Below are 25325 nucleotides of genomic sequence, written 5' to 3'. Positions count from 1 at the left end.
ATCATTATTATGATTTTATCTTTTCTAGTCATATCAGCGAATCTGTCTTGCTTCCAAATAATATCTTTTCTCCGTCGCATGTCCCATGGAAAATGTCTTTCTTGGAAGTGTTCCACTTTCAGTCACGTAAGGAAACAACTCTCTTTTCTCCATTGCAGGCAATAAAAAGCCAACCGCATTTTCCTTCTCTGCCAGGTTCTTTAATGCCTCTTCTCCATGTATATAATCCATCTGTCCTCTATGGTTTTTCAGATATTCGTCTAAAAAATTCTGTAAAATTGCGACTGCAAGCCTACTTTTATTCGGATTTAAATAAAGAACACCTTGGCGCTCTTTCGTATACCATTGTACTGGATATCCTTCCGGGGCGCAACATGTTTTTTGAAGCTCATCCAATAATGCTTCTTCATCTGTCTCTGTAACAATTCGATAAATCGGAGAAAATTCCAACGCTTTGTCGTGAATATTTTCCAGCTCCACCATCGCATATCTTGCCGGAGCATTTGCATTTTCTGTATCGGAATGTGTTTTTTTATAATTTTCATAACACACTTTTGCTGTAGCCAGCGAATGATTCCCGTCGCCAACCGCATAGGGCATCTCTGCACTTATATTCTCATAAGATGTAATCTGCTTTTCAAAATCTTTTGCAAGTTTTCCAGACACCAGCCATCCACTGATATGTCCGCCTTCTTTCATAAGATTAAAATTATAAATCTTACGCATTTCTTCCTTTTTCCCGCTCAGCCATTTCATCAACCCATCACTTCTGTCATCACACAAAAGTAATATATGTGGCAATTCGACAGGCGCATCCTCACGGATTCTGACTCTTGGCGGAATTCTACAGGTCACTGTCTTTTCCGTCGCACGGATTCTGGAAGAACTATTTTCCGAATAATCATATGCTTCCAGATCAATCATCCCGATCAGCCCTCTTCGAATACTGCCATTTTTAAGGGTCCTCTCTACATAAACATAGGATTTTTCATATTTCTGAAAAATTCCCTGTTCAAGATATGATTGCATATTCCAATGGATTGTCTTTATCTTTTCATTCTCGTCCACTTCTTCCAATTCTGCTTCCGGAAAAATCAAATGAAAGGAAGATGGAGCATCTCCTACCGTCTCCTTTACATCTTTCCAGTATTCTGGCTGCGAAGAGAACTGGTCGCATGCAATCACCGACCACTTCTCCATGCTTTCTACATCTGGAATCAGAATATCTGCCGGCAAAAATACATTCATGATTACGCCTCTTTTCCTGCCAGATAATCAATAAACTGCTGTGCAGTTCGTCCTGACATTCCTCCGTGACTTAACTCCCATTTATTTGCCTCTGCCAGGAGTTCCTCCTCCGTTAGATTAAGATTATTTCTCTTGGCAAGCTGGCACACGATTTCCTGAAACTCTCGTTTCTGTGGTCTTCCAAAGTAGATCGTCACACCAAATCTTGCTACCAGTGACAGCTTTTCCTGTACGGTATCATTTGTATGTAATTCTTCATCTCTATCTTCTTTATCCTTAAATGTCTCACGGATCAGATGTCTTCGGTTAGATGTTGCATAAATAAGCACATTATCTGGTTTTTTCTCAAGTCCTCCCTCGATGACCGCTTTCAGATATTTATATTCAATCTCAAATTCCTCGAATGACAAATCATCCATGTATATGATGAACTTGTAATTACGGTTCTTGATCTGCGCAATTACATCATTGAGATCCTGGAATTGATGCTTATAGACTTCGATCATACGAAGGCCCTGATCATAATACTGATTCAGGATTGCCTTGATAGAAGAAGATTTCCCGGTTCCGGCATCTCCAAATAACAGACAGTTATTGGATTTTCTTCCCATAACAAATGCTTCTGTATTGTCAATCAGTTTTTTCTTTGCCATCTCGTATCCCACCAGATCATCCAGGTGCACGTGAGCAATCTTTGTGATCGGCACGATTCTTGCCCCTTCTTCGGTATGCTCAATACGAAATGCTTTGTGAAGCCCCAGTTTGCCAACGCCAAATTCCTTGTAGAACTGTGTTACTTTCTCTTTAAATTCTTCTGCACATTTCGTTCCATCAAGTGCCTTTGCAAGGTCACAGATACGGTCACGGATTCTCTCATTGAAGACCTGTCCATGTCCATTGACCCCCTTGTAATCCCGGATCATGGCAAGTCCATCTTCTCCAAGTACCTCTCCAAGATTCTGAAAATCATAGTCAAACAGTTCTTTAAAAATCTTAAAATCATGCAGTGCTGCAATATTAATACTTCCTTCGACCGGTCCGACAATCTCACAGGAAGTGCTGTATGCATTCTCATGACTGACCATAAGGTAAGTCAGATAAGTATGCCACAGATTTCCTTCAAATCCGTGACTGACTGATAACTCTGTCAGATCACCAATCGTAGAATACAGAAGGCTCTTCATATCGTCCTCATTGTAATATTCATTATTATAGTTCTCCATAAGAAATGTCATGTCCTGGAGAAGTTCCCCGTCTTCCATATCTTTATATAAAATCAATTCATTCATTCTCATTTCCTCGATGTCTCCTTTTTTATGTCATTTTATGTTTTTCTATTATACAAATCCTCTAACGGATTACTCTATGTCCGGCACTCCCACACTGGTATTAGTAATTTCCAAGTATCTTCAGGCTTCTGCTCTCTTCCCGCAAGCCCCTAAGTGCATTCTTCACACCTGGTTCTTCCAGATTGCCTTCAAAATCTACAAAGAAACGGTACTCCCAGCTTCTTCCCTCAATTGGTCTGGACTCGATTTTTGACATATTCAGATCATTATAAATAAAATGTGACAGTAAATGATACAGCGATCCACTCTCATGTGGAACCTCAAAGCAAATACTGATCTTCTTTGCCCCTTTCAAGAACACCTTCTGGTTCGTCACAATAATAAATCTTGTACAGTTTCCGGATTCATCATTAATGTTGTCTTCTAACACTTCCAGTCCGTAGACTTTTGCCGCATAGGCACTGCAGACTGCCGCCTGAGTCCGGTCCTGGTCATCCAGGATTTTCTTTGCTGCAATCGCTGTATTTGCCACGCTGATCTGCTGCCAGTCACTGTGTTCTTCCAAAAACCTGGTCGTCTGCATCAGCGCTTCTGCTTTAGAATACACTCGCTTCAGTTCAGAAAGCTGTGTCCCTGGAAGTCCTGCCAGTGTATGCGTGATTGGAATTATGACTTCTCCTACAATATAATTTTCAAATTCTACCAGAAGGTCATAGACTTCGTTTACCGCACCTGCTGTAGAATTTTCGATTGGAAGCACTGCATAATCTGCGGCGCCCTCCTCGATTGCTTCCATTGCATCCCGGAATGTACGGACGGAATAACTGTTGCAGTCCTCTCCGAAATAGGTCTTCATAGCTGCCTGTCCATAAGCACCTTCCATGCCCTGAAATACGACTCTCGCTTTCTCCACGCCAAGTGAATCAATCTCTATAAAAGGAAGCCTTCCAAGAGCTCCTGCCTTCACAAGCTGCTGATACTGTAACTTGCGGCTCATGGACATAAGCTGCTGATACAGTTCCTGAATTCCTTTTTTATCAAAATCAGAAGAAACTTTTGATGCCACATTCTGAAGCTTTTCTTTCTCCCTTACACGGTCAAATACTTTTCTTCCTGCTTCGACCTTATATTCTCCAACCTGTTCACATATTTTCATTCGCTCTTCATATAACTTCACGATCTGATCATCTACGACATCTAACTGTCCTCTTAATTCTTCTAATGTAGCCATCCATCTTGTCTCCTTTACAAATACCATAGTCAGTATCACTTGCATCCTTCGCCTCTCTATACTGACACCATTGCATTATAATACATTTCATATCTAAAATCTACCTTCCATTCTTATCCTGATTACAGATTCAAAAAAATTATTTTTTACATTCAAAAAAAATTATTTTTACATTGAAAATCTGACAGGTTTGTTATATTATGTACAGAGACTTTTAAGTAAACGTCGCGAAGGAGGATTTTATGAGACACTTGATGAGTCCACTTGATTTCACAGTGGAAGAATTAGACAATCTTATGGATTTAGCCCAGGACATCGAAAAGGACCCTAAGAAATATGCTCATGCATGTGATGGAAAGAAATTAGCAACTTTATTTTTTGAACCAAGTACACGTACTAGACTCAGTCATGAAGCAGCAATGCTTAATCTCGGAGGCAGTGTTCTTGGTTTTTCTTCTGCCGATTCCAGTTCTGCAACAAAAGGGGAAACTGTTGCAGATACGATTCGTATGATTTCCTGTTATGCGGATATCTGTGCAATGAGACATCCGAAAGAAGGAGCTGCGCTGGTAGCCAGCGAGCATTCCAGAATCCCTGTCATCAATGCAGGAGACGGCGGACATCAGCATCCGACACAGACCCTGACCGATCTGCTTACAATCCGTTCTTTAAAAGGTCATCTTGATAATATCACGATCGGTCTTTGCGGAGATTTAAAATTTGGCCGTACCGTTCACTCTCTGATTCACGCTCTGGTGCGTTACAAAAATGTAAAATTCATTCTGATCTCACCAGAAGAACTTCGTGTTCCAAGTTATATCCGCAATGATGTTCTCGACAAAGAACATGCACAGTATGAAGAGGTCGTTCGTCTGGAAGATGCTCTTCCAAAGCTCGATATTCTCTACATGACCCGTGTACAGAAAGAACGTTTCTTCAATGAAGAAGACTATATCCGTATGAAAGATTTTTATGTACTGGATGCTCAGAAGATGGATCTTGCGCCAAAGGATATGTATGTACTTCACCCACTTCCTAGAGTAAATGAAATTGCTGTTGAAGTTGATGATGACCCAAGAGCTGCTTATTTCGCTCAGGCTCAGTACGGAGTATACATTCGAATGGCTCTGATTCTGACATTACTGGAAATCGAAGTCTAAGGAGGAATATACTATGGTTAAGAATACACTGAATGTAGGTCAGATCTCAGAAGGATTTGTACTGGATCACATCCAGGCAGGAAGAAGTATGGATATTTACAAATATCTTCACTTAGATCAACTGGACTGCTGTGTTGCAATTATCAAAAATGCAAAAAGTAACTGTATGGGCAAAAAGGATATCATGAAAATCGAATGTCCGATCGATTTTATGGATCTTGACATCCTTGGTTTCATTGATCACAACATTACCGTCAACATTATCCAGAATGAGAAGGTTGTTGCGAAAAAATGTCTTCACCTTCCTCACGAAATCTGCAATGTGATCCGCTGTAAAAATCCTCGTTGTATCACTTCTATTGAGCAGGGACTGGATCATGTCTTCGTACTGACAGATCCGGACGAAGAAGTATACCGCTGCAAATACTGCGAAGAAAAATATCAGGGAAGACTTGGTAAACGCAAATAAAACTTCCTGTTTTAACTATGCAGACAGTTATCTTTTATTTATGAATTGATGATAAACATTGAATTAAATGTATAAAAAAAAGATTTTCAGTTTCAATTTTCGAAGCTGAAAATCTTTTTTATTACCATATTGGAATAAAACAAAAGCAAGCAAGACGATAAGCCGGGTTATGTCGTTGAGCGATCATCTATCTAGACCTGATGTTGCCATCAGGTTCCAGCGACCTACCTGAGACTTGACGGGCCGCCAAATTGTCTCTGCACGGTCTTGCTTCGAGTGGGGTTTACATGTGCCCCGGTCGTTACCGGCCGGGCGGTAGTCTCTTACACTGCCCTTCCACCCTTACCTGTCCATTCTCATAAGAGTCTGTCAGGCGGTACATTTCTGTTGCACTGGCCTTGGAGTCGCCTCCACCGGACGTTATCCGGCACCCTGCCCTGCGAAGCCCGGACTTTCCTCACCTGCTGCCTTTCGGCAATTACAGCCGCGATCACCTGTCTTACTTGCAAGTATTTATTATATCATATTTTTTCTAAAAAGAAAGAACTTTTTTACCTCATTGCATCTGCCGCAGAAGTTGCGAGTTCATCGCATCGCTCATTCTGAGGATGTCCATCATGTCCTTTCACCCAGATAAATGTCACATTGTGTGGCTCTTTCGCTTCCAGAAGCCGTTTCCAGAGATCCACATTTTTTACAGGCTCATTCTTTCCACGTTTCCAGCCTTTCTTCAGCCACCCGCCGATCCAGTTCTGATTGAATGCATCTACCACATACTTTGAATCGGAATACAACTTCACATCACACGGACGGTTCAATGCTTCCAGTCCAGCTATGACTGCCATCAACTCCATGCGGTTATTCGTTGTCTTCTCATATCCCTTTGACAATTCCTTTATATGAAGTTCGCCTTTTGAATCTACGTACTCTAAAATGGTTCCGTATCCTCCCGGTCCATCCGGGTTTCCTCTGGCTGCTCCATCGGTGTATATACTGACCAGCATCTATCTTTCCTCCTCGAAATAAAAGCTCTGACCCGGTTCTTTCACCTTCATGATCCGCTCTCTATACGGCTCCGACACTGAATTTTTCAAAAACTTATCTAAAATATCATACCCCCACATATGCATTGGGAATACAATCTTTGTATTCGTATGCTGCATAAAATAATTGATACCAAGTACAGACTCTTCTCCCTGTCTGGAATCAAGCGGGAAAAATGCATAATCAATTTCTTCACCCTCGATTTTTGCAATCTCTTTCTGATATGCCTGTCTCATCGGTTCATTCCAGGTCTCATCATCCTCTTCTTCCCAGTACCACCAGTTCAGATCTCCTGCATGAAAAAATGTTTTCTCTTTCACCCTTACAAGAAATGCCACACCTTCATCGGTGGATTTCAGTGTATGAGTCCTTAAATCCCAAATATTAAAATCTGCATCTGCACCTATATGCTCCGTCTGATCTTTTGGCCCTGCCGCCTCAATGTCATCAGATAAAATATAGTGGATATTCTCATATTCTTCTGCCCACGTAAATATTTTCTTTTTAAAATGATCGTAGTGCACATGACTTGCAAATACACAGATTTTTTTATCTTTATCAAACTGTGGCAGATTTCCTTTATAATAATCAAAAATCAATACATAATCGTCACACTCAACAGTAAATCCGCTATGTTCCAGGTAAGTAATTTTAATCATTATTTTATTCCCTGTGCCACTTCAACTGCATGCATGACCTCTGGCAAGATGTATCCAAGACATTCCTTTACAGCTCCTGCTTTTCCAGGAAGATTTACAATCACAACATTTCCACGGATTCCTGCTGCTGCACGGTTCAACATAGCTCTTTTTGTCAGTGTAAGCATGTGTGCACGCATACCTTCCGGAATTCCAAGAAGTGGTCTGTCTACAACTTCCATAGTTGCCTCCGGTGTGCAGTCTTCCGGTCCGCAGCCTGCTCCGCCTGTTGTCAGGATCAGGTCTGCAAGATTTCCGTCTGCCATTCTCTGAAAAACAGTAGATAATACAGTTTTGTCTGTCGGGAGATCCTTCATGAACACAACGTCAAGCCCTGCTTCCTCCACCATCTTGCGGATTACTTTTCCACTTGTATCCTCCTGCTCTCCTTTATAAACTGCTGTACTTGCAGTAATAATCGCTACTTTCATCAAATTGTACCTCCATACATTTTTTCTATCTCATTCAAAGTCTTATCTTTTTTCTTAAGTTCCTTTTTGACATCCATAAAATAGTATAGCACAAATTATGCAGGGGGTAAATCATTTTTATATGATGATGCACACCAGTCCTCCATTACTGTCATTGACAATCTTCTGCATTGTATCCTGAAGCTTTGTCTGGCTTTCATCCCCGATCATGGCAATCTTACCCCGGATACCATCCATCACTAATTCTTCCACAGATTTTCCGAAAATGTTCGTCTCCCAGATTCCATGTTCGGTTTCTGCTTCCTGCTTAATGAATGTAAGAAGATCTTTCGCCTGATCTTCTGTTCCGACAATCGGTGCAATCTCTGTCTCGATATTCGCCCGGATCAGATGGATAGACGGGGCCTTTGAATGTATCTTCACGCCATATTTATTTCCCTGTTTGATAAGCTCCGGCTCCAAAAGTGTAATTTCATCTCTTACCGGACTGACCACCCCATATCCTTTCATTCGAACAGTTGTAAATGCGTCCCGGACTCCTTCATATTCTTCCTTTAATTTCGCAAGTTCCTGAATTGTTGCAACCAGCTCATATTGTCCTGCAATCTTCGTTCCCGTCATCTCGCTTAACATTTCGTAATAATATCTTTCTGGTATAGAAATGTTGATATTCACACAGCCCTGACCCATTCCAATCTGATCCACTTTGCAGGAATCTATGTACTCACTCTCAGAAACATCTATACTTCCAAGAGCATCCCGGATTTTGGTAAGTCGTTCCAGAATCACTCTCACATGTTCAATCAGATCTTGTTTGATCTTGTGGTCTCTTGGAAGCATCTCCACCCATTTCGGAACAAAAAACTGAATTTCAGATATCGGAAACTCAAAAAGGACTTCCGATAAAATCTGACAGATATCCTCTCTGGTAAGTTTTTCACAGTTGACCGGCAGCGCCCGTACTCCATATTCCTGTTCCAGATTCTTCGCGGTGTTCTGCGCCCGTTCTCCCTGTGGTTCTTTTGAATTCACAAGTACAATGAAAGGCTTTCCGATTCCATTTAATTCCTGTATCGTCATACGCTCCGCATCTTTGTAATTCTCTCTTGGAATGTCTGTGATGGTACCGTCTGTCGTAATCACAATTCCAATGGTTGAATGATCATGAATTACTTTTCTAGTTCCAATCCCGGCAGCCTTTGCAAATGGGATCTCATAAGCAAACCACGGTGTTTTCACCTGTCTCTGGGAATCCCCGTCCATATAACCGGCAGCACCTTCTACCATATAACCGACGCAGTCAATCAGACGTACCTTCACATCCACGTCATCAGCAAGCCGGATTTTTGCCGCTTCCTTCGGCACGAACTTTGGTTCCGTTGTCATAATCGTGCGTCCCGAAGCAGATTGCGGCAGTTCATCCTGCGTACGCATTCTGGCATGTTCATCTTCCATTTCCGGAAGCACCAGCACATCCATGAATCTTTTAATAAATGTAGACTTTCCCGTCCGGACCGGTCCCACAACACCAATGTAGATTTCTCCATTCGTCCTCGCTTCGATATCTTTATATACCTGAAATCTATCCATCAAAATACCCCCATGCATGAACTTGTTTTACTGTTAACAGATTATGCAGGAAACATTCCGAGTATGTATAGAATTCTGCTTACTATGTATAAATTTTCTACATATGGATGTAAAAAGAACATAAACTTACACATGCTTTGTGTATGAAGCATGTGTATTTTATGTTCTTGTTGTTCGTCCTGTTTTATACAATTATTGATATACCAGGTGTTCGTCCTGTTTCAAACAATTTTTATTATAATTATCCTTCCCACGGAAGTGCTGTATGCTCCGCCTTATTATCTCTGAGCATGAGTTCATTAACTGCTTCTTTCGGGTCTTTTCCATCAAACAATACTTCGCTGACTTTATTGATGATCGGAAGTGATACTCCATATTTTTCGCCAAGTTTTACTGCCGCTTTTGCAGAATACACTCCTTCTACTACCATCTGAACCTCGTCCATTGCTTCCTGCATGGATTTGCCCTGCCCCATGAGATAACCTGCTTTGCGGTTACGGCTGTGGACACTGGCACACGTTACAATCAGATCACCGATTCCTGTAAGTCCGGAAAATGTCTCAACTGCGCCGCCCATTTTCACACCTAGTCTTGCAATCTCTGCAATTCCTCTTGTGATGAGTGCAGCCTTTGTATTATCTCCATATCCCATTCCGTCAGCAATACCTGCTGCCAGAGCGATGACATTTTTCAAAGAACCGCCAAGTTCCATGCCAAGCATATCCGGGCTTGTATATACACGGAACACTTCACTTGCGAACATCTGCTGCAGATACTCGGCTGTCTTTTCCGTCTTTGCTCCCACAACAACAGTCGTCGGAAGTCCTCTTCCTACTTCCTCAGCGTGGCTTGGTCCGGACAGGACTGCTACATCAGCCTGTGGAATTTCATCCTCGATCTGCTGAGATAGTGTCATCAGAGTCGACTCTTCGATTCCTTTCGCAACATCAACAATGATCTGACCTTCCGCTACATATGGGCACATATTTTTCGCTGTTCCCCTTGTAAATGTAGACGGCACTGCAAGCACAAGGAAATCTTTTCCTTCTACAGCTTTCTTAAGATCTGTTGTAAATTTCATTGTATCCGGAAGCTTCACGCCCGGAAGCTTTGATTTGTGCTCACGCTCTTTATCCAGCATCCGGATTTCATCTTCCAGAATTGACCACATGGTCACATCATGACCGTTTTTACTCAGAAGAAGCGCCAGTGCAGTCCCCCAGCTTCCTGCCCCTATCACACTTACCTTTGCCATAATCTTCCTCCTTATTATTTCTTTCCGATACTGATCTTATTCTCCGTACCGTTCATGAGTCTTACAATATTTGCCTTATGTTTATAAAATGCGGATAACATCAGAAATGCCGCAATTCCATACATTTCATAAAGATACGGCGGTTTTACACCAAATCCGCCCATCTGGCCATACACAGCCACTTCGATCAGATAAATGATCACAACTGCCAGGGAGCCAAGAGACACATAACGTGTCACTGCCACGATTCCGAGAAATGCAAATAAACAGATTAAAACCATCCATACATTTGTCGTACTTAAGATCAGTCCGGCTGTCGCTGCGATTCCTTTTCCACCTTTAAAGTTCAGATAAAATGGATAATTGTGCCCAAGTACCGCACCCATCCCTGCATACATGGCAAGGAGTGGGAAAATGTCTGCGTAAGTCTTTCCGTAAATCAGGTAAATCGTCACAACTGCAAAGACACATTTAAAGCAGTCTCCAAGAAGTGTGACAAGTCCCGCTTTGATTCCCATCGTGCGAAGAGCGTTAGTGCTTCCTGCATTGCCGCTTCCCTCTTTTCGGATATCGACTCCTTTCATCTTACCATAGATGTATCCTGTCTGGATCAGTCCAAATGCATACCCGATCAGTAGACATATAAAACGTTCCATTTTCTAATTATCCCTTTCTTTTCTTTCTCTCACAAAGAATTTTAGTGATGTTCCCTTGAAGCCAAAGGACTCTCTGATCTTATTCTCCAGATATCTCTGATAGGAGAAATGCATCAGTTCTTTATCATTGACAAAAATTACAAATGAAGGCGGCTTTACCGCTACCTGCGTCATGTAATAGATTTTCAGACGCTTTCCTTTGTCTGAAGGCGGCTGCTGCATTGCTGTTGCTTCCATCAAAATCTCATTAAGTACCCCTGTTGCAACACGCAGTGTCTGATTCTCAATGACCATATCAATCATATCGAACATTTTTGGAAGACGCTGACCTGTCACTGCAGACACGTACATAATCTCTGCGTATGGCATAAATGAAAGGACACGGCGCACTTCATTCTCATACTCACGCATGGTCTTATCATTTTTCTCAATAGCATCCCACTTATTTACCACGATGATAACACCTTTTCCACGCTCATGCGCAATTCCTGCCACCTTGGCATCCTGTTCTGTCACACCCTGAGTCGCATCAATTACGACAAGAACCACATCTGCACGTTCCACCGCTGTTACGGTACGGATAATACTGTATCGCTCCAGTTCCTCTTTAATCTTATTCTTTCTGCGAAGCCCTGCTGTATCAATAAAGACATATTCTTTTCCATTGTGCACGATCTCCGTATCAATGGCATCCCTTGTTGTTCCTGCAATGTCACTGACGATCACACGCTGCTCTCCAAGAAGCTTGTTAATAATAGAAGACTTACCTACGTTCGGTTTTCCTACAATTGCCACACGCGGACGAGAGTCCTCTTCCTCTTCTCCTGCATGCTCTGGAAAATGTTCGATCACCTTATCAAGCATATCTCCAAGTCCGAGTCTTGATGATGCAGAGATTGGCACCGGATCACCGATTCCAAGATTATAGAACTCATAAGTATCTGCCATATATTTATCAAAATTATCTACTTTGTTTACAACAAGAATGACCGGCTTTCCGCTTCTTCTTAACATATCTGCAACTTTAGAATCGGAATCCACAAGCCCCTGCTTTACATCTGTAATAAAAATAATAACATCTGATGTATCAATAGCAATCTGAGCCTGTTCACGCATCTGCGACAGAATAATGTCCTTGCTCTCCGGTTCAATACCACCGGTGTCGATCAATGTAAAATCTTTATCAAGCCAGCTGACATCTGCGTAGATTCGATCACGGGTAACTCCCGGTGTGTCTTTTACAATTGAAATCTTCTCTCCTGCCAGCGCATTAAAAAGTGTGGACTTACCCACATTCGGTCTACCCACAATCGCTACTACTGGTTTACTCATATATTTATCTCCATTTCTGTAAATATTCGATTTTTCATCTTATCCACTTGATTTTACAATATCTGCTTCAACTTGTAAAGTTTATAAAATAGAAAACATACCATTGACCTTACATAGGTAAAAATGATATAACTGTAATGTGAGTTATGTTAGAACAAAATATCATTAAAAAGAAATGAAATATTTATATGTAACAGGAGAGCGTTATGAACAACATTACGATTAACAGTAACAGTAATGATATCAAGGAGATGGAAAAGCTTTTCCCAAGAGCCCCTCTGAAGATCATTGCTATGGAAGGCTGCAAAGAACTGGGACAGAAAGTGAATGACTATATTGTCAACTTCAGGCAGTCCTCTTACCGTGAAGAATTAAAATCACCAATGTATGCAACTTATCTTCAGGACAATTATCTGGTAGATGCACATTGCCCACGTTTTGGAAGCGGTGAAGCAAAAGGTGTCCTGAACGAATCTGTCCGTGGAAAAGACCTGTTTATTATGACAGATGTATGTAATTACAGCCTGACATATTCCGTCAACGGATATGTGAACCACATGTCACCGGACGATCACTTTCAGGATCTGAAACGTCTGATTTCCGCTGCTAATGGTAAGGAACACCGCCTTAACATTATTATGCCGTTTTTGTATGAGAGCCGTCAGCACAAACGTACAAAACGTGAGTCTCTGGACTGCGCTTTGGCACTTCAGGAACTGATTGACATGGGCGTAGACAATATCTTCACATTTGATGCTCACGATCCGCGTGTACAGAATGCAATCCCGCTTTACGGATTCGACAGTTTCAACCCGCCATATCAGTTCATGAAAGCACTGCTTCGCGCAGAACCAAACCTTTCTGTTGACCCGGATCACCTGATGATCATCAGTCCGGATGAAGGTGCAATGTCCCGTGCCGTATACTTCTCCAACGTTATCGGAGTTGACATGGGTATGTTCTACAAGAGACGTGATTATTCAACAGTTATAAATGGAAAGAACCCAATTGTAGCACATGAGTTCTTAGGTTCTGATATCAAAGGAAAATCCGTCATCATCATCGATGATATGATTTCTTCCGGCGAAAGTATGTTGGACGTAGCTAAACAGATGAAAGACCGTGGTGCAAAACAGGTATTTGTATGTACAACATTTGGTCTTTTCACAGATGGATTTGAGAAATTTGACGAATTCCATGAGAAAGGTTACATCGATCGCGTGATCACTACGGACCTGACTTACCTCCCACCTGCATTCTATGAGAGAGAATACTTCACAGTTGCAGATATGAGTAAATTCATCGCGCTGATCATCGATTCCATGAACCACGATGTATCTATCAGTTCTGTATTAAGTCCGACTGACAGATTACACGCTCTTCTTGAAAGACACAGAAAAGATTTAGCAGAGAAAAATTTATAGGATTTTTCTCATAATCAGATATATATGCATTTTTATAGACCGCCAGTTAATAGCTGGCGGTTCTATTTTTCATGATTGGAAATAAGACTATGAACTTTTGAACGTCAAAAAAGGAATAGTTACAAGAATCTCTTCCATCACTATTCCTCTTTATATTTTGATTATGTTTGATCAACCTGCAGTTGTACCAATTAACGAATCACACGTACTCTTAACACATCATTGACTTTTGTTAGATCCTCGATAACACTGTCTGTCACATCAGAATCTATGTCAATCATCGTATATGCATACTCACCTTTGCTTTTATTCGTCATATCTGCGATATTCATATTATCATCTGCAAGAATCTTCGTGAATTGTCCGATCATATTCGGTACATTATGGTGAAGTAATGTAATTCTTGTATTTTCACCTTTGACTCCCATGTCGCAGTCCGGATAGTTTACAGAATGCTGGATGTTACCATTTTCCAGATAATTTCTTACTTCTGCAACTGCCATCTTCGCACAGTTATCTTCAGACTCTTCTGTAGAAGCTCCAAGGTGTGGTGTGATAATTGCACCTTTGACTCCTGCCACGATTGGTGTCGGGAAATCTGTCACATAGTTCTTAACATGTCCGGAAACAAGTGCATCTACTACTGCCTCTTCATCAACCAGGACATTTCTTGCATAATTCAGAATGACAACGCCATCTTTCATAAGACCAATCGCATTCTTGTCAATCATACCTTTTGTACTATCCATAGCCGGCACATGGATCGTAATATAATCACAATCTTTATAAAGCTCATCAACGGTCTTTGCATGATGAATATTTCTGGACAGTCTCCATGCTGCATCCACAGACAGATATGGATCATATCCGTAAACTTCCATTCCAAGATGTACGGCTGCATTGGCAACAAGAACACCAATGGCTCCAAGTCCAATGACTCCCAGCTTCTTACCTTCGATTTCGCAGCCGGCAAACTGTTTCTTTGCCTTTTCGGCATCTTTTAAGATATTGCCGTCTTCTTCATTCTCCTGGACCCAGTTGATTCCTCCTATGATATCACGAGACGCAAGAAGCATACCTGCGATCACAAGCTCTTTTACACCATTTGCATTTGCTCCCGGTGTGTTGAATACAACGATTCCCTGCTCCGCACATGTATCCAGAGGAATGTTATTAACTCCAGCTCCTGCTCTTCCAATAGCCTTTAAGTTTTTGTCAAACTCCATGTCATGCATAACTGCACTTCTTACGAGAAGCGCATCTGCACCTTCTGCAGTATCAATCTTTGTATAATCTTCTGTAAAGTTATTCAATCCAATATCTGCGATTGGATTTAAGCAATGATATTTGTACATATTAAGCGTTCTCCTTTTCAAATTTCTTCATGAATTCGACTAATGCTTCCACGCCTTCGATTGGCATCGCGTTGTAAATACTAGCACGCATACCTCCGACAGTACGGTGCCCTTTTAAGTTTACAAATCCGGCTGCATCTGCTTCTTTGACGAATTTAGCCTCCAGATCTTTGTCACCAATTACGAATGGAACATTCATAAGAGAACGGTCTTTTGGTACAACAGTTCCTTTGAACATCTTGCTCTGATCCAGGTAATCATACAGAATCTTTGCTTTTTTCTCATTGTGTTCTTTCATTGCAGCAAGTCCGCCCTGTTTTTTCAACCATTTGAAGACTTTGCCGCAAATATAAATTCCATAACACGGAGGTGTGTTATAAAGAGAACCTTTGTCCGCCTGTGTTTTATATTTTAACATAGTCGGTGTGCCTGGAAGTACGTCATCACGGATCAAATCTTCACGGATAATTGCAATCACAACTCCGGCAGGTCCGATATTTTTCTGTACTCCACCATAGAGAACACCGTATTTTTCTACATCGTGAGGCTCTGACAGGAAACAGGAAGATACATCTGCAACCAGCGTCTTGCCTTTCGTATTCGGAAGTTCTTTGTACTTCGTTCCATAGATTGTATTATTCTCACAGATATATACGTAATCTGCATCGTCATCAATCGGAAGATCGGAACAATCCGGAATATAAGAAAATGTCTTATCTGCGGAAGATGCAATGACATTCACCTTGCCGTATTTTTCTGCCTCTTGTGCTGCTTTTTTCGCCCACTGGCCTGTCACAATATAATCTGCGACACCATTTTTCATCAGGTTCATAGGAACTGCAGCGAACTGCTGGGATGCGCCTCCCTGCAAGAACAGTACCTTATAATTGTCCGGAATATTCAGTAAGTCTCTAAGATCTGCTTCTGCCTCATCGATAATATTCTGGAATACCTGAGAGCGGTGACTCATTTCCATCACGGACATTCCTGAACCCTGATAATCCAGCATCTCTGATGCTGCTTCTTTAAGAACCTCCACCGGTAACATTGCCGGACCTGCTGAAAAATTGTACACTCTACTCATAGTATTGCCTCCATTTCCCTTGCTCTTTTTGAGCTGTTAATTTGTTTATTATTTATTCTTCAAATCTGCTTCATCAAACGCTTCACTGATTGCCGCTCCAGGCGCAACCATTGGCCATACCTTATCATCACTGTCAATCTGACAATCGATGACAACTGGTCTTCCAAGATTCATTGCCTTTTCAAAAGCTGATTTAAATTCTTCCTGTGTTGTTGCGCGGATGCCTTCTGCACCCATTGCTTCTGCAAGTTTTACAAAATCTACTGCATCATTCAGTACTGTCGCAGAGTATCTCTGTCCGTAAAACAGATTCTGCCACTGTCGTACCATACCAAGAACATGGTTGTTGATGACTACCTGAATCACTGGAATATTGTGGCGGACTGCAGTTGCGATCTCATTCATATTCATTCTAAAACAGCCGTCTCCTGCAATATTGACAACCACTTTGTCTTCTCTTCCACTCTTCGCTCCAAGAGCTGCGCCAAGGCCATATCCCATGGTTCCAAGTCCTCCTGATGTCAGGAATGTTCTTGGTTTTGTATATTTATAAAACTGTGCTGCCCACATCTGATGCTGTCCGACCTCTGTAGAAATAATAGCCTCGCCCTTTGTCTGGCGATAAATCTCTTCTACTACGAACGGGCCACTCAATACATCTTTATGATAAACTAGTGGATATTTTTCTTTGTATTCCTGAATTTTAGTCACCCATTCTGCATGATCCTGCTGTTCCAGGCGCTCATTCAATCTGTCAAGAACGACTTTTATGTCTCCTACAACACCTGCAGAAATCATCACATTTTTGTTCATCTCGGCAACATCCACATCAATCTGGATAATCTTTGCATTCTGTGCAAATTTCTGTGCATTTCCGGTTACACGGTCACTGAATCTTGCTCCGATCACAATCAGAAGATCACACTCACTGACACCGTAATTGGAAGTTTTTGTTCCATGCATTCCAAGCATTCCTGTATATAACGGGTCTGTTCCAGGAAATGCTCCCTTTCCCATAAGAGAATCCGTTACCGGTGCATCCACTTTTTTTGCAAATGTATAAAGTTCTTCGCTGGCTCCGGATAAAATTGCTCCTCCACCAACGAAGATATAAGGCTTCTTTGCCTCCTTTATCATCTCTACTGCTGTGTCAAGCTGTGTTTCACAGATATTCTGTGATGGCTCTACAGTTACAGGCTTTTCTTTTACATACTCTGCCTTATTTGCAGTGACGTCTTTCGGAATATCAATCAGAACCGGACCCGGACGACCTTTTTTCGCAATGGCAAATGCCTTACGGATCGTCGCTGCCAGATTATTTACATCCTTTACAATAAAGTTATGCTTTGTAATTGGTAACGTAATTCCTGTAATATCAATCTCCTGGAAACTGTCTTTTCCAAGGAGAGAAACTCCTACATTACATGTGATTGCAACAATCGGAATGGAATCCATATATGCCGTAGCAATCCCTGTTACAAGGTTCGTAGCTCCCGGTCCACTCGTTGCAAGACACACGCCAACTTTACCTGTTGCTCTCGCATATCCGTCTGCTGCATGCGCTGCTCCCTGTTCGTGGGAAGTCAGGATATGCTTGATTTCATTCTGATGTTTATATAATTCATCGTACACATTTAAAATTGCTCCGCCAGGATACCCAAATACAGTATCCACGCCTTGCTCTTTCAAACATTCGATTACGATTTCTGATCCTGTCAACTGCATACTTTCTAACTCCTGTTCTATCATTATTTAGCTTTCGGTACTTCCAGGATCGCTCCCCGGTTTCCGGATGTAACCATAGCTGCATATCTTGCAAGGTATCCGGTTGTAACCTTCGGCTCTCTTGGCTGCCATTTTTCTTTTCTCTTAGCCAGTTCTTCATCAGATACATCTAACTCAAGCTTCATGTTCGGGATATCGATCTTGATGATGTCTCCTTCTTCTACAAGTGCGATTGGTCCGCCAACTGCAGCCTCTGGTGAAACATGTCCAATAGATGCTCCTCTGGAAGCTCCACTGAAACGTCCGTCTGTGATCAGAGCAACGCTGGAGCCAAGTCCCATTCCTGCGATTGCAGAAGTCGGGTTCAACATCTCTCTCATACCAGGACCACCCTTTGGTCCTTCATAACGGATAACAACAACATCACCGTGGTTGATCTTGCCGCCTTTGATTGCTGTGATTGCATCTTCCTCACATTCGAAGACTCTTGCCGGTCCTTCATGTACAAGCATTTCATCTACTACTGCAGAACGCTTTACAACACTTCCGTCCGGTGCAAGATTTCCTTTTAATACTGCAAGTCCGCCTGTCTGGCTGTACGGATTGTCGATTGGACGGATAACCTCTGGATCTTTGTTCTGCACTCCTTCAATGTTCTCGCCTACTGTCTTACCTGTAACTGTCATGCAGTCTGTATGAAGCAATCCTTTTTTGTTCAGTTCAGCCATAACCGCATAGACACCACCTGCCTCATTGAGATCCTCCATATAAGTCGGACCTGCCGGCGCAAGGTGGCAAAGGTTTGGAGTCTTTTCACTGATTCCATTTGCGAAATCAATCTCAAAATCCATACCAATCTCATGTGCGATTGCCGGAAGGTGAAGCATACTGTTTGTAGAACATCCAAGTGCCATATCAACCGTCAATGCATTCAGGATTGCATCCTCTGTCATAATATCTCTTGGACGGATATTTTTCTCCAATAATTCCATAACCTTCATACCTGCATGTTTTGCAAGACGGATTCTCTCAGAATATACAGCCGGGATTGTTCCGTTTCCACGAAGTCCCATTCCAAGCACTTCAGTCAGACAGTTCATACTGTTGGCTGTATACATACCAGAACAAGATCCGCATGTTGGACATACTTTGTTCTCAAATTCACACAGATCTTCATCAGAAAGCGTTCCTGCTGCATTCGCTCCAACAGCCTCGAACATGCTGGAAAGACTTCTCTTCTGGCCTTTTACATGCCCTGCGAGCATCGGTCCTCCACTGACAAAGATTGTCGGAATATTAATTCTGGCTGCTGCCATCAGAAGTCCCGGTACGTTCTTATCGCAGTTCGGAACCATAACAAGTGCATCGAACTGATGCGCCATTGCCATAGCCTCTGTAGAGTCTGCGATCAGATCTCTTGTTACAAGAGAATACTTCATTCCAATATGTCCCATTGCAATTCCATCACAGACTGCGATTGCCGGAAATACAACTGGTGTTCCGCCAGCCATTGCAACACCCTGTTTTACTGCATTTACGATCTTATCCAAATTCATATGTCCTGGAACGATTTCATTATAAGAACTTACGATACCAACTAATGGTCTGTCCATCTCTTCCTGTGTCATTCCCAGTGCATGAAAAAGGGAACGATGTGGTGCCTGCTGTTTTCCTTTTGTTACTGTATCACTTCTCATGTTTGTTCTCCTTTTTGTATTATTCTTTCATACCACACGGATTGTTCCGCATTTCACGCTCTTACAATCCCACGCAATATTCGAATATCGTGTAGTATACACCACACTGGTATTCTATATATTTGCTGCGATTTCATCACCCATCCGGGCTGTTCCGATCTGAGTCTTTCCTTCAGACATGATATCAATGGTACGATATCCGTCTTTTAATACTTTTGCCACAGATGCCTCAATTGCGTCTGCTTCTCTGTCAAGGTCAAAACTAAATCTTAACATCATTGCTGCAGAAAGAATTGTTGCAATTGGGTTTGCGATTCCCTGTCCTGCAATATCCGGTGCAGATCCGCCGCTTGGCTCATAAAGGCCAAATTTTGTCTCGTTCAGGCTTGCGCTTGCAAGCATTCCGATGGATCCTGTGATCATACTTGCCTCGTCAGAAAGAATATCTCCGAACATGTTCTCTGTCAGGATAACATCGAACTGTTTCGGGTCTTTTACCAACTGCATTGCACTGTTATCTACAAGCATGTGCTCCAAAGTTACTTCCGGGTAATCCTTTGCAACTTCTTCCACTACTTTTCTCCAGAGTCTGGAAGAATCCAGAACATTTGCTTTATCTACACTTGTAACTTTCTTTCTGCGCTTCATTGCAATGTCAAATGCTCTCTTTGCAATTCTGCGGATTTCATTCTCGTTATATGTAAGACTGTCAAATGCAGTCATCACTCCGTCGACTTCTTCTGTCTTTCTCTCTCCAAAGTAAAGTCCACCGGTAAGCTCTCTCATGATCATCAGATCAAATCCGCCTTCTGTGATCTCTTCTTTTAACGGACATGCTCCTTTCAATTCATCGTAAAGAATTGCTGGTCTTAAGTTTGCAAAAAGATTCAACTCTTTACGGATACGGAGAAGTCCTGCCTCCGGTCTTTTAGATGGCTCTAATTTGTACCATGGTGATGTACTTGTGTTTCCACCGATAGATCCCATCAGAACTGCATCGCAGGATTTTGCCTCTGCTACTGTCTCATCGGTAAGAGGAACACCATGCACATCGATGGAAGCTCCACCCATCAGTAACTGTCTGTACTCTATATTATGACTGTAACGCTTGGCTGCTTTATCTAATACTTTCATCGCCTCTGTTACGATTTCCGGGCCAATTCCGTCCCCTTTGATCACGCCAATTTTTAAATTCATATGTATCTTCCTTCCTAAACTAGTGCTGCAAAAAATCTATGTTTTTTATATTAGCCTATTTTTTAACAGATTTCAATACTTTAATACGCTAAACCTATCAAAAAAACTGCTCCGGCACCTAGAAAATAAGCAAATACTCCATCAAAATCACATATCTAATGCAATTTGTATCATATTATCAAATCCCAGTTGTCGCTCCCTGGCAGATAATTTTTCATCTTTGTATAAATGATCGGAAATTGTAAGCATGCAGAGTGCCTTTTTCCCTGCTCTTGCTGCATTCATATAAAGTGCTGCTGCTTCCATTTCCACTGCAAGTACTCCCATCTTGCGCCAACGGTCATTGACTGTCGGATCATCATTATAAAATACATCGGAAGTAAGTACATTTCCGGCACGGACTGTCAGACCTTTCTCTCTTACCGTGTTTACGGCACTTTCCAGTAATTCATAATCCGCAATCGGTGCAAATGTTCCCGGAAGATTATACTGTGCGGCATAATTCGAATCTGTACAGGCACCTACAGCAATGACCACATCCCGAAGATCCACATCATCCTGAAGGGCTCCTGCCGAGCCGATGCGGATAATTTCTTCCACTTCATATTCATGGTACAGTTCATAAGTATAGATTCCGACCGACGGAACTCCCATACCGCCTCCCATAACAGAAATCTTCTCTCCTTTATAAGTTCCCGTGTATCCGAGCATATTTCTCACAGTATTAAAACATACTGCATCTTTCAAAAAATGTTCCGCAATATATTTTGCACGAAGCGGATCTCCCGGCATCAGAACTCGTTTTGCAACCTCTCCTTTTTCTGCTTCATTGTGTGGTGTTCCCATAGCATTATCACCTCTCTTTTCTGATCAGTATACGAAGTGCTTCTACTGCTGTACGAATCGGTGCCTCTGTATCATGCACGACTGGATTATCCAGTCCTTTCTTTGCCCGCTCCTGGTTCGCCATTGTAAGAAGAACCGTTCCCATCCGTACTTTCCTGTAACTTGCCACAACGAATAGTGCTGCTGATTCCATCTCTGAGGCCAGGCAGCCACACTGAACCCATGCATTCCATTTATTTAACAGTTCATATCCAACAGGCTTCGTCTGTGGTGCATGCTGCCCATAAAAAGAATCTTTACATTCCACCACACCCACATGATAAGGAATTTTCAGATTTTCTGCTGCCTCTACAAGCGCATTCGTGATATGAAAATCCGATACTGCCGGAAACTCAACTGGCGCATATTCTTTGCTTGTTCCTTCCATGCGGACTGCTCCTGTAGCAATGACAAGATCACCACTTTTTACCTCTAACTGCATACCTCCACTTGTTCCCACCCGGATAAATGTATCGGATCCTACATTTGCCAGTTCTTCCAGTGCGATTGCCGCAGACGGTCCTCCAATCCCGGTCGACGTTACACTGACTTTCTCCCCTTCCAGATAGCCGGTATAAGTTGTAAATTCACGACTGTCTGCTACAGGCAGAGCATCTTCAAAATGTTCTGCAATCTTCTGACAGCGCTTTGGATCTCCGGTCAGGATCACATATCTCCCAACATCCCCTTCTTCCAGTTGTACGTGATACTGTCTGTCTTTGTCTTCTGAATAATTAATCATATGACATACCTCCTTCGCATCATTACACATGAAACTTTTTATACATTTCTTCTTTAAATTCTTTTTTTCTAAATAGAAGTAGTCTTATAAAGAATAAAAAGCTTAAGCCCACACAGATAACTGCAAATGCACGGTACAAGATCACACCTGCCGCCATCAGAATCAGAGGCAGTACCATGCTGTAGACCGATGCCATTACATAATAAATCATATATTCTTTTGGCGGATGTGACTGGATCCTTGCAATCAACTCCATCAATATCTCCACGATCAGGCAGACTAGCGGCAATACCAGATCTACCGACCACCTGTGCCACCCTGTGAAAATATCCCACAAAATACTTCCTATGCTCACAATAAGCAGCTGCCACATCGCATTCTTAAGTAAATTATAACGCTTCAGGTATCCGGTTGCAAATGCAAGCCACATACTAAATCCTCCTGCTACCGCAAATATCCACCAGTGTAAATCTGGTGTCAAGATCAGATTTAACATGATACACAGAACAACTGCTGCAATACAGCAGAAATTAAAAATCTGAAATACTTTCTTTCCTTCATAATTGGGTTTAACCTCTTTCGGGTAATCTGCTTCCACTTTTTTTACGAAGATTCCCTGTTCCTTCAATATGCGATAAAAATTACGTTGAATATTCGTGCTGTCATATCTGGAAGTAAACGCAAATGACAATGTATCTCCAAAAGAGCATACACAAAGCTCTGTACGCATGGTGCTTGTGTAAACTCCGAAACGTTCAATATATTTTGCATATTCCGGCGGCATCTTCACCACACTCATATTGGACAATACTGCTGTCACTTCCCGCTCTGCAAGCTTCGCTCCCATCTTGATACAACGGTTCTTCAGTTCCAGTGGCGCCCATTTTAAAATTTTATGTTTCTCATAGGCAATCAGATTGTTCATACGTTCCGCAATTTTTTCTTTTGACAGATTTTCTTCAAAATACTGCTTTGTTGCTTCCAGCACATCATCAAAAGAATCTTTGCCTTCCCCGAAACGATATCCCGGTTCAATATAACTAAAAAAATTCAGCATAGAATCAGATGGAAAAATTTTTCTCAAATTCACTGGAACCATTAAAATTACAGGCTTCTTTTCCTGAATCTTACTTTGTTCTTCATGAATCGCACAAATCATCGCTGCCGTCAAAAATACAGACATGGATACGCCATGTTTTCTTGATACTTCCAGAAGTTCTTTTACTGAGGCAGTCGTCTCGCCAATCTGAAGTTCTTCATATTCCTTACTCTCCCGGCGAATCTGATAAGCATGATTCTTTTTCTTTCTCGTGCCACGCTCATCTGGATTGTAGTAACGGCCAAAACCATCCTCCTCCTGATCTTTTACTGTCAGATCTTGCTCCGTAAGGATCACATTTTCCAGACCATCCTTTTCATGCATCCGATAAAGATAGTTCTTCACAAGCTCACGCAAAAATTCAGTTGCTCCCGTCCCATCTGTCAGTGCATGAAACACTTCAAAATTAATCCGGTTCTTATAATAGGTGACTTCAAATAATAATTCTTTTTTATCTCTTATATAAAGATGGCTGCACGGTTCCTTGTACTCTTCCCTTACGACCGGCCACAGATCACTTTTCTCAAGATAATGCCAGAAAAGTCCTTTTCGCATGACTGACAGAAAGACCGGATACTTCTGGATTGTCTGATCCAATGCCATCTTAAGAACACTTCCGTCAATCTTTTCTTTTAATACGCAGTAAAAGCGAAATACCCTTGTATCCTTCGGGCTGCTGGCAGCAGAAAACATTTTTGCCGCATTGTCCAGATTCCGCCAATACGCTCTTCTTTGCTGGAACACTTTTATTCCCTCCTACTTAAGAACTGATTGATCAGTTCAAAACTTTCCTGCACATGGAAATACCGGATCCCAAGCGCAAAATATCCGTGAAGCGCATCTTTGATTCGATGAACCTCCACGTAATTACCGGCTCCCTTTAGCCGTTTTCCATATTCTTCCCCTTCATCTCGAAGTGGATCGAACTCTGCTGTCAGAATTAATGTATCCGGTTGATTTCTGTAATCCGTCTCCATCAGTGGTGCAAAATATTTATTCTTCTTATCCTCTTCTCTGGCCGCATAAAAATCAATATAATCACGCATCTTTCCCGCTGTCAGAAGATAATCACTTCCACAGTCTTTTACTGACTGGAACCTGGATGTTTCACTGTAGTCATGATTCACTGCCGGATAGATCAAAATCTGTCTTTGAGGCTTAAAAATCCCATCATCTCTTGCTTTCAGTGAAACTGCTGCCACAAGATTTCCGCCGGCACTGTCACCGATCAATGTAATGCGTTGAGGATTCACATTTAAAATAAACCGATTTGTATAAATGGCTTTGGCCACTGCATAACAGTCCATAAAACCTGTTGGAAATGGGTGTTCCGGCGCCAGTCTGTATTCTACCGACACCACAATATGTTCTGTCGCGGATGCCAGTCTTGCACAGATTCTTTCATAATTATCAATACAATCCGTTACCCAGCCGCCACCGTGGAAGAACAAAAAGACCGGAAGATCTTCCGTCACCTTTTCTCTCGGCAGATAAATACGCACCGGCACTTCATAATCTCCGTTATATATCTTGTAATCGATTGTTTTGTGAAAGATTTTCATTGGGTCTATCGCTTTGAGGCTGGCAAGATGTCTGGCTGCCTCCACCTCAATCCCGTCAAACGACAGTGCCTTTAAAATCTTCTTCATAGAATGATTGATTGCCATATAGAAAAAGAAGAACCCCGGTCCCGGGATTCTTCTTCTCTCCTCAT

Annotated in this window: 22 protein-coding genes and 1 other RNA gene; 3 read left to right on the top strand and 20 right to left on the bottom strand. The window is 42.0% G+C overall.

Features of this window, described 5'->3' with window-relative positions; all coding sequences use genetic code 11:
- Positions 1–33 precede the first annotated feature (33 nt).
- The 3 genes from G593_RS0100295 to pheA form a co-directional block, all read right to left on the bottom strand.
- Positions 34–1248, bottom strand: coding sequence for a DUF1015 domain-containing protein (locus G593_RS0100295; RefSeq protein ID WP_029730380.1), 1215 nt, complete (start codon positions 1246–1248; stop codon positions 34–36).
- Between the two features lie 2 nt (positions 1249–1250).
- Positions 1251–2543: an ATP-binding protein gene (locus G593_RS0100290; protein ID WP_005336721.1), complete on the bottom strand. Its 1293-nt coding sequence runs from the start codon at positions 2541–2543 to the stop codon at positions 1251–1253.
- 94 nt (positions 2544–2637) lie between these two features.
- A complete protein-coding gene (pheA, locus tag G593_RS0100285) occupies positions 2638–3768 on the bottom strand; it encodes a prephenate dehydratase (protein WP_029730379.1) in 1131 nt (376 codons plus the stop codon).
- Between the two features lie 242 nt (positions 3769–4010).
- On the opposite strand from pheA, the gene pyrB reads away from it, so the two are divergent.
- Together pyrB and G593_RS0100275 are read left to right on the top strand one after the other, a co-directional pair.
- On the top strand, positions 4011–4928 hold the full coding sequence (pyrB, locus tag G593_RS0100280) for an aspartate carbamoyltransferase (protein ID WP_029730378.1): 918 nt from the start codon (positions 4011–4013) through the stop codon (positions 4926–4928).
- 13 nt (positions 4929–4941) lie between these two features.
- Entirely contained in the window at positions 4942–5397 is a 456-nt protein-coding gene (locus G593_RS0100275; RefSeq protein ID WP_029730377.1) for an aspartate carbamoyltransferase regulatory subunit, read from the top strand.
- A 142-nt stretch (positions 5398–5539) separates the two neighbouring features.
- Here G593_RS0100275 and rnpB read toward each other — a convergent pair.
- From rnpB to der, 8 genes are all read right to left on the bottom strand, one after another.
- An RNA gene (rnpB, locus tag G593_RS18980) (RNase P RNA component class A) lies at positions 5540–5903 on the bottom strand.
- A 45-nt stretch (positions 5904–5948) separates the two neighbouring features.
- A complete protein-coding gene (gene rnhA, locus G593_RS0100270; protein WP_005331130.1) occupies positions 5949–6401 on the bottom strand; it encodes a ribonuclease HI in 453 nt (150 codons plus the stop codon).
- Positions 6402–7100, bottom strand: coding sequence for an MBL fold metallo-hydrolase (locus tag G593_RS0100265; RefSeq protein ID WP_029730376.1), 699 nt, complete (start codon positions 7098–7100; stop codon positions 6402–6404).
- A complete protein-coding gene (locus G593_RS0100260) occupies positions 7100–7570 on the bottom strand; it encodes a MogA/MoaB family molybdenum cofactor biosynthesis protein (protein WP_029730375.1) in 471 nt (156 codons plus the stop codon). The genes G593_RS0100265 and G593_RS0100260 overlap by 1 nt, the downstream gene beginning before the upstream one ends.
- Before the next feature lie 117 nt (positions 7571–7687).
- Positions 7688–9160 carry a stage IV sporulation protein A gene (gene spoIVA / locus G593_RS0100255; RefSeq protein WP_029730374.1) on the bottom strand — a complete coding sequence of 491 codons (1473 nt, stop codon included), beginning with the start codon at positions 9158–9160 and terminating at the stop codon, positions 7688–7690.
- Positions 9161–9401: 241 nt separating this feature from the next.
- Complete coding sequence (locus G593_RS0100250) at positions 9402–10415, bottom strand: NAD(P)H-dependent glycerol-3-phosphate dehydrogenase (RefSeq protein ID WP_005336732.1); 1014 nt, start codon at positions 10413–10415, stop codon at positions 9402–9404.
- A 14-nt stretch (positions 10416–10429) separates the two neighbouring features.
- The gene (gene plsY, locus G593_RS0100245) at positions 10430–11071 is read right to left on the bottom strand and encodes a glycerol-3-phosphate 1-O-acyltransferase PlsY (RefSeq protein WP_029730373.1); all 642 of its coding nucleotides are present in this window, start codon (positions 11069–11071) and stop codon (positions 10430–10432) included.
- A 3-nt stretch (positions 11072–11074) separates the two neighbouring features.
- Positions 11075–12403: a ribosome biogenesis GTPase Der gene (der, locus tag G593_RS0100240; RefSeq protein ID WP_005331138.1), complete on the bottom strand. Its 1329-nt coding sequence runs from the start codon at positions 12401–12403 to the stop codon at positions 11075–11077.
- Positions 12404–12609: 206 nt separating this feature from the next.
- On the opposite strand from der, the gene G593_RS0100235 reads away from it, so the two are divergent.
- On the top strand, positions 12610–13827 hold the full coding sequence (locus G593_RS0100235; RefSeq protein WP_029730372.1) for a ribose-phosphate pyrophosphokinase: 1218 nt from the start codon (positions 12610–12612) through the stop codon (positions 13825–13827).
- Between the two features lie 191 nt (positions 13828–14018).
- Here the strand turns inward: G593_RS0100235 and G593_RS0100230 are convergent, their stop codons facing one another.
- From G593_RS0100230 to G593_RS0100190, 9 genes are all read right to left on the bottom strand, one after another.
- Complete coding sequence (locus tag G593_RS0100230; protein ID WP_022279325.1) at positions 14019–15182, bottom strand: phosphoglycerate dehydrogenase; 1164 nt, start codon at positions 15180–15182, stop codon at positions 14019–14021.
- Position 15183: 1 nt separating this feature from the next.
- Positions 15184–16266, bottom strand: coding sequence for a 3-phosphoserine/phosphohydroxythreonine transaminase (gene serC, locus G593_RS0100225; protein ID WP_005331142.1), 1083 nt, complete (start codon positions 16264–16266; stop codon positions 15184–15186).
- Positions 16267–16314: 48 nt separating this feature from the next.
- Positions 16315–17991 (bottom strand): biosynthetic-type acetolactate synthase large subunit, encoded by a 1677-nt coding sequence (gene ilvB, locus G593_RS0100220; RefSeq protein WP_029730371.1) that lies wholly within the window; start codon positions 17989–17991, stop codon positions 16315–16317.
- A gap of 23 nt (positions 17992–18014) precedes the next feature.
- Positions 18015–19688, bottom strand: coding sequence for a dihydroxy-acid dehydratase (ilvD, locus tag G593_RS0100215; RefSeq protein ID WP_005336746.1), 1674 nt, complete (start codon positions 19686–19688; stop codon positions 18015–18017).
- A gap of 114 nt (positions 19689–19802) precedes the next feature.
- A complete protein-coding gene (leuB, locus tag G593_RS0100210; RefSeq protein ID WP_029730370.1) occupies positions 19803–20885 on the bottom strand; it encodes a 3-isopropylmalate dehydrogenase in 1083 nt (360 codons plus the stop codon).
- 147 nt (positions 20886–21032) lie between these two features.
- Entirely contained in the window at positions 21033–21731 is a 699-nt protein-coding gene (gene deoD / locus G593_RS0100205; protein ID WP_029730369.1) for a purine-nucleoside phosphorylase, read from the bottom strand.
- A 7-nt stretch (positions 21732–21738) separates the two neighbouring features.
- On the bottom strand, positions 21739–22512 hold the full coding sequence (gene udp, locus G593_RS0100200; protein ID WP_029730368.1) for a uridine phosphorylase: 774 nt from the start codon (positions 22510–22512) through the stop codon (positions 21739–21741).
- 22 nt (positions 22513–22534) lie between these two features.
- The gene (locus G593_RS0100195) at positions 22535–24355 is read right to left on the bottom strand and encodes a DUF6320 domain-containing protein (protein ID WP_029730367.1); all 1821 of its coding nucleotides are present in this window, start codon (positions 24353–24355) and stop codon (positions 22535–22537) included.
- Between the two features lie 2 nt (positions 24356–24357).
- A complete protein-coding gene (locus tag G593_RS0100190; protein WP_029730366.1) occupies positions 24358–25278 on the bottom strand; it encodes an alpha/beta hydrolase in 921 nt (306 codons plus the stop codon).
- Between the last annotated feature and the right edge of the window lie 47 nt (positions 25279–25325).

Source organism: Dorea sp. AGR2135 (assembly GCF_000420885.1).
Classification (GTDB): Bacteria; Bacillota; Clostridia; order Lachnospirales; family Lachnospiraceae; genus Dorea; species Dorea formicigenerans.
Note: the sequence above shows the minus strand (reverse complement) of the source record. Positions and strands in the feature narration are given on the sequence as shown.

Excerpts from the sequence above, each read along its gene's own strand:
- G593_RS0100295 (WP_029730380.1), bottom strand. The coding sequence starts at position 1,248 with ATGAATGTATTTTTGCCGGCAGATATTCTGATTCCAGATGTAGAAAGC.
- G593_RS0100290 (WP_005336721.1), bottom strand. The coding sequence starts at position 2,543 with ATGAGAATGAATGAATTGATTTTATATAAAGATATGGAAGACGGGGAA.
- pheA (WP_029730379.1), bottom strand. The coding sequence starts at position 3,768 with ATGGCTACATTAGAAGAATTAAGAGGACAGTTAGATGTCGTAGATGAT.
- pyrB (WP_029730378.1), top strand. The coding sequence starts at position 4,011 with ATGAGACACTTGATGAGTCCACTTGATTTCACAGTGGAAGAATTAGAC.
- G593_RS0100275 (WP_029730377.1), top strand. The coding sequence starts at position 4,942 with ATGGTTAAGAATACACTGAATGTAGGTCAGATCTCAGAAGGATTTGTA.
- rnhA (WP_005331130.1), bottom strand. The coding sequence starts at position 6,401 with ATGCTGGTCAGTATATACACCGATGGAGCAGCCAGAGGAAACCCGGAT.
- G593_RS0100265 (WP_029730376.1), bottom strand. The coding sequence starts at position 7,100 with ATGATTAAAATTACTTACCTGGAACATAGCGGATTTACTGTTGAGTGT.
- G593_RS0100260 (WP_029730375.1), bottom strand. The coding sequence starts at position 7,570 with ATGAAAGTAGCGATTATTACTGCAAGTACAGCAGTTTATAAAGGAGAG.
- spoIVA (WP_029730374.1), bottom strand. The coding sequence starts at position 9,160 with ATGGATAGATTTCAGGTATATAAAGATATCGAAGCGAGGACGAATGGA.
- G593_RS0100250 (WP_005336732.1), bottom strand. The coding sequence starts at position 10,415 with ATGGCAAAGGTAAGTGTGATAGGGGCAGGAAGCTGGGGGACTGCACTG.
- plsY (WP_029730373.1), bottom strand. The coding sequence starts at position 11,071 with ATGGAACGTTTTATATGTCTACTGATCGGGTATGCATTTGGACTGATC.
- der (WP_005331138.1), bottom strand. The coding sequence starts at position 12,403 with ATGAGTAAACCAGTAGTAGCGATTGTGGGTAGACCGAATGTGGGTAAG.
- G593_RS0100235 (WP_029730372.1), top strand. The coding sequence starts at position 12,610 with ATGAACAACATTACGATTAACAGTAACAGTAATGATATCAAGGAGATG.
- G593_RS0100230 (WP_022279325.1), bottom strand. The coding sequence starts at position 15,182 with ATGTACAAATATCATTGCTTAAATCCAATCGCAGATATTGGATTGAAT.
- serC (WP_005331142.1), bottom strand. The coding sequence starts at position 16,266 with ATGAGTAGAGTGTACAATTTTTCAGCAGGTCCGGCAATGTTACCGGTG.
- ilvB (WP_029730371.1), bottom strand. The coding sequence starts at position 17,991 with ATGCAGTTGACAGGATCAGAAATCGTAATCGAATGTTTGAAAGAGCAA.
- ilvD (WP_005336746.1), bottom strand. The coding sequence starts at position 19,688 with ATGAGAAGTGATACAGTAACAAAAGGAAAACAGCAGGCACCACATCGT.
- leuB (WP_029730370.1), bottom strand. The coding sequence starts at position 20,885 with ATGAATTTAAAAATTGGCGTGATCAAAGGGGACGGAATTGGCCCGGAA.
- deoD (WP_029730369.1), bottom strand. The coding sequence starts at position 21,731 with ATGGGAACACCACACAATGAAGCAGAAAAAGGAGAGGTTGCAAAACGA.
- udp (WP_029730368.1), bottom strand. The coding sequence starts at position 22,512 with ATGATTAATTATTCAGAAGACAAAGACAGACAGTATCACGTACAACTG.
- G593_RS0100190 (WP_029730366.1), bottom strand. The coding sequence starts at position 25,278 with ATGGCAATCAATCATTCTATGAAGAAGATTTTAAAGGCACTGTCGTTT.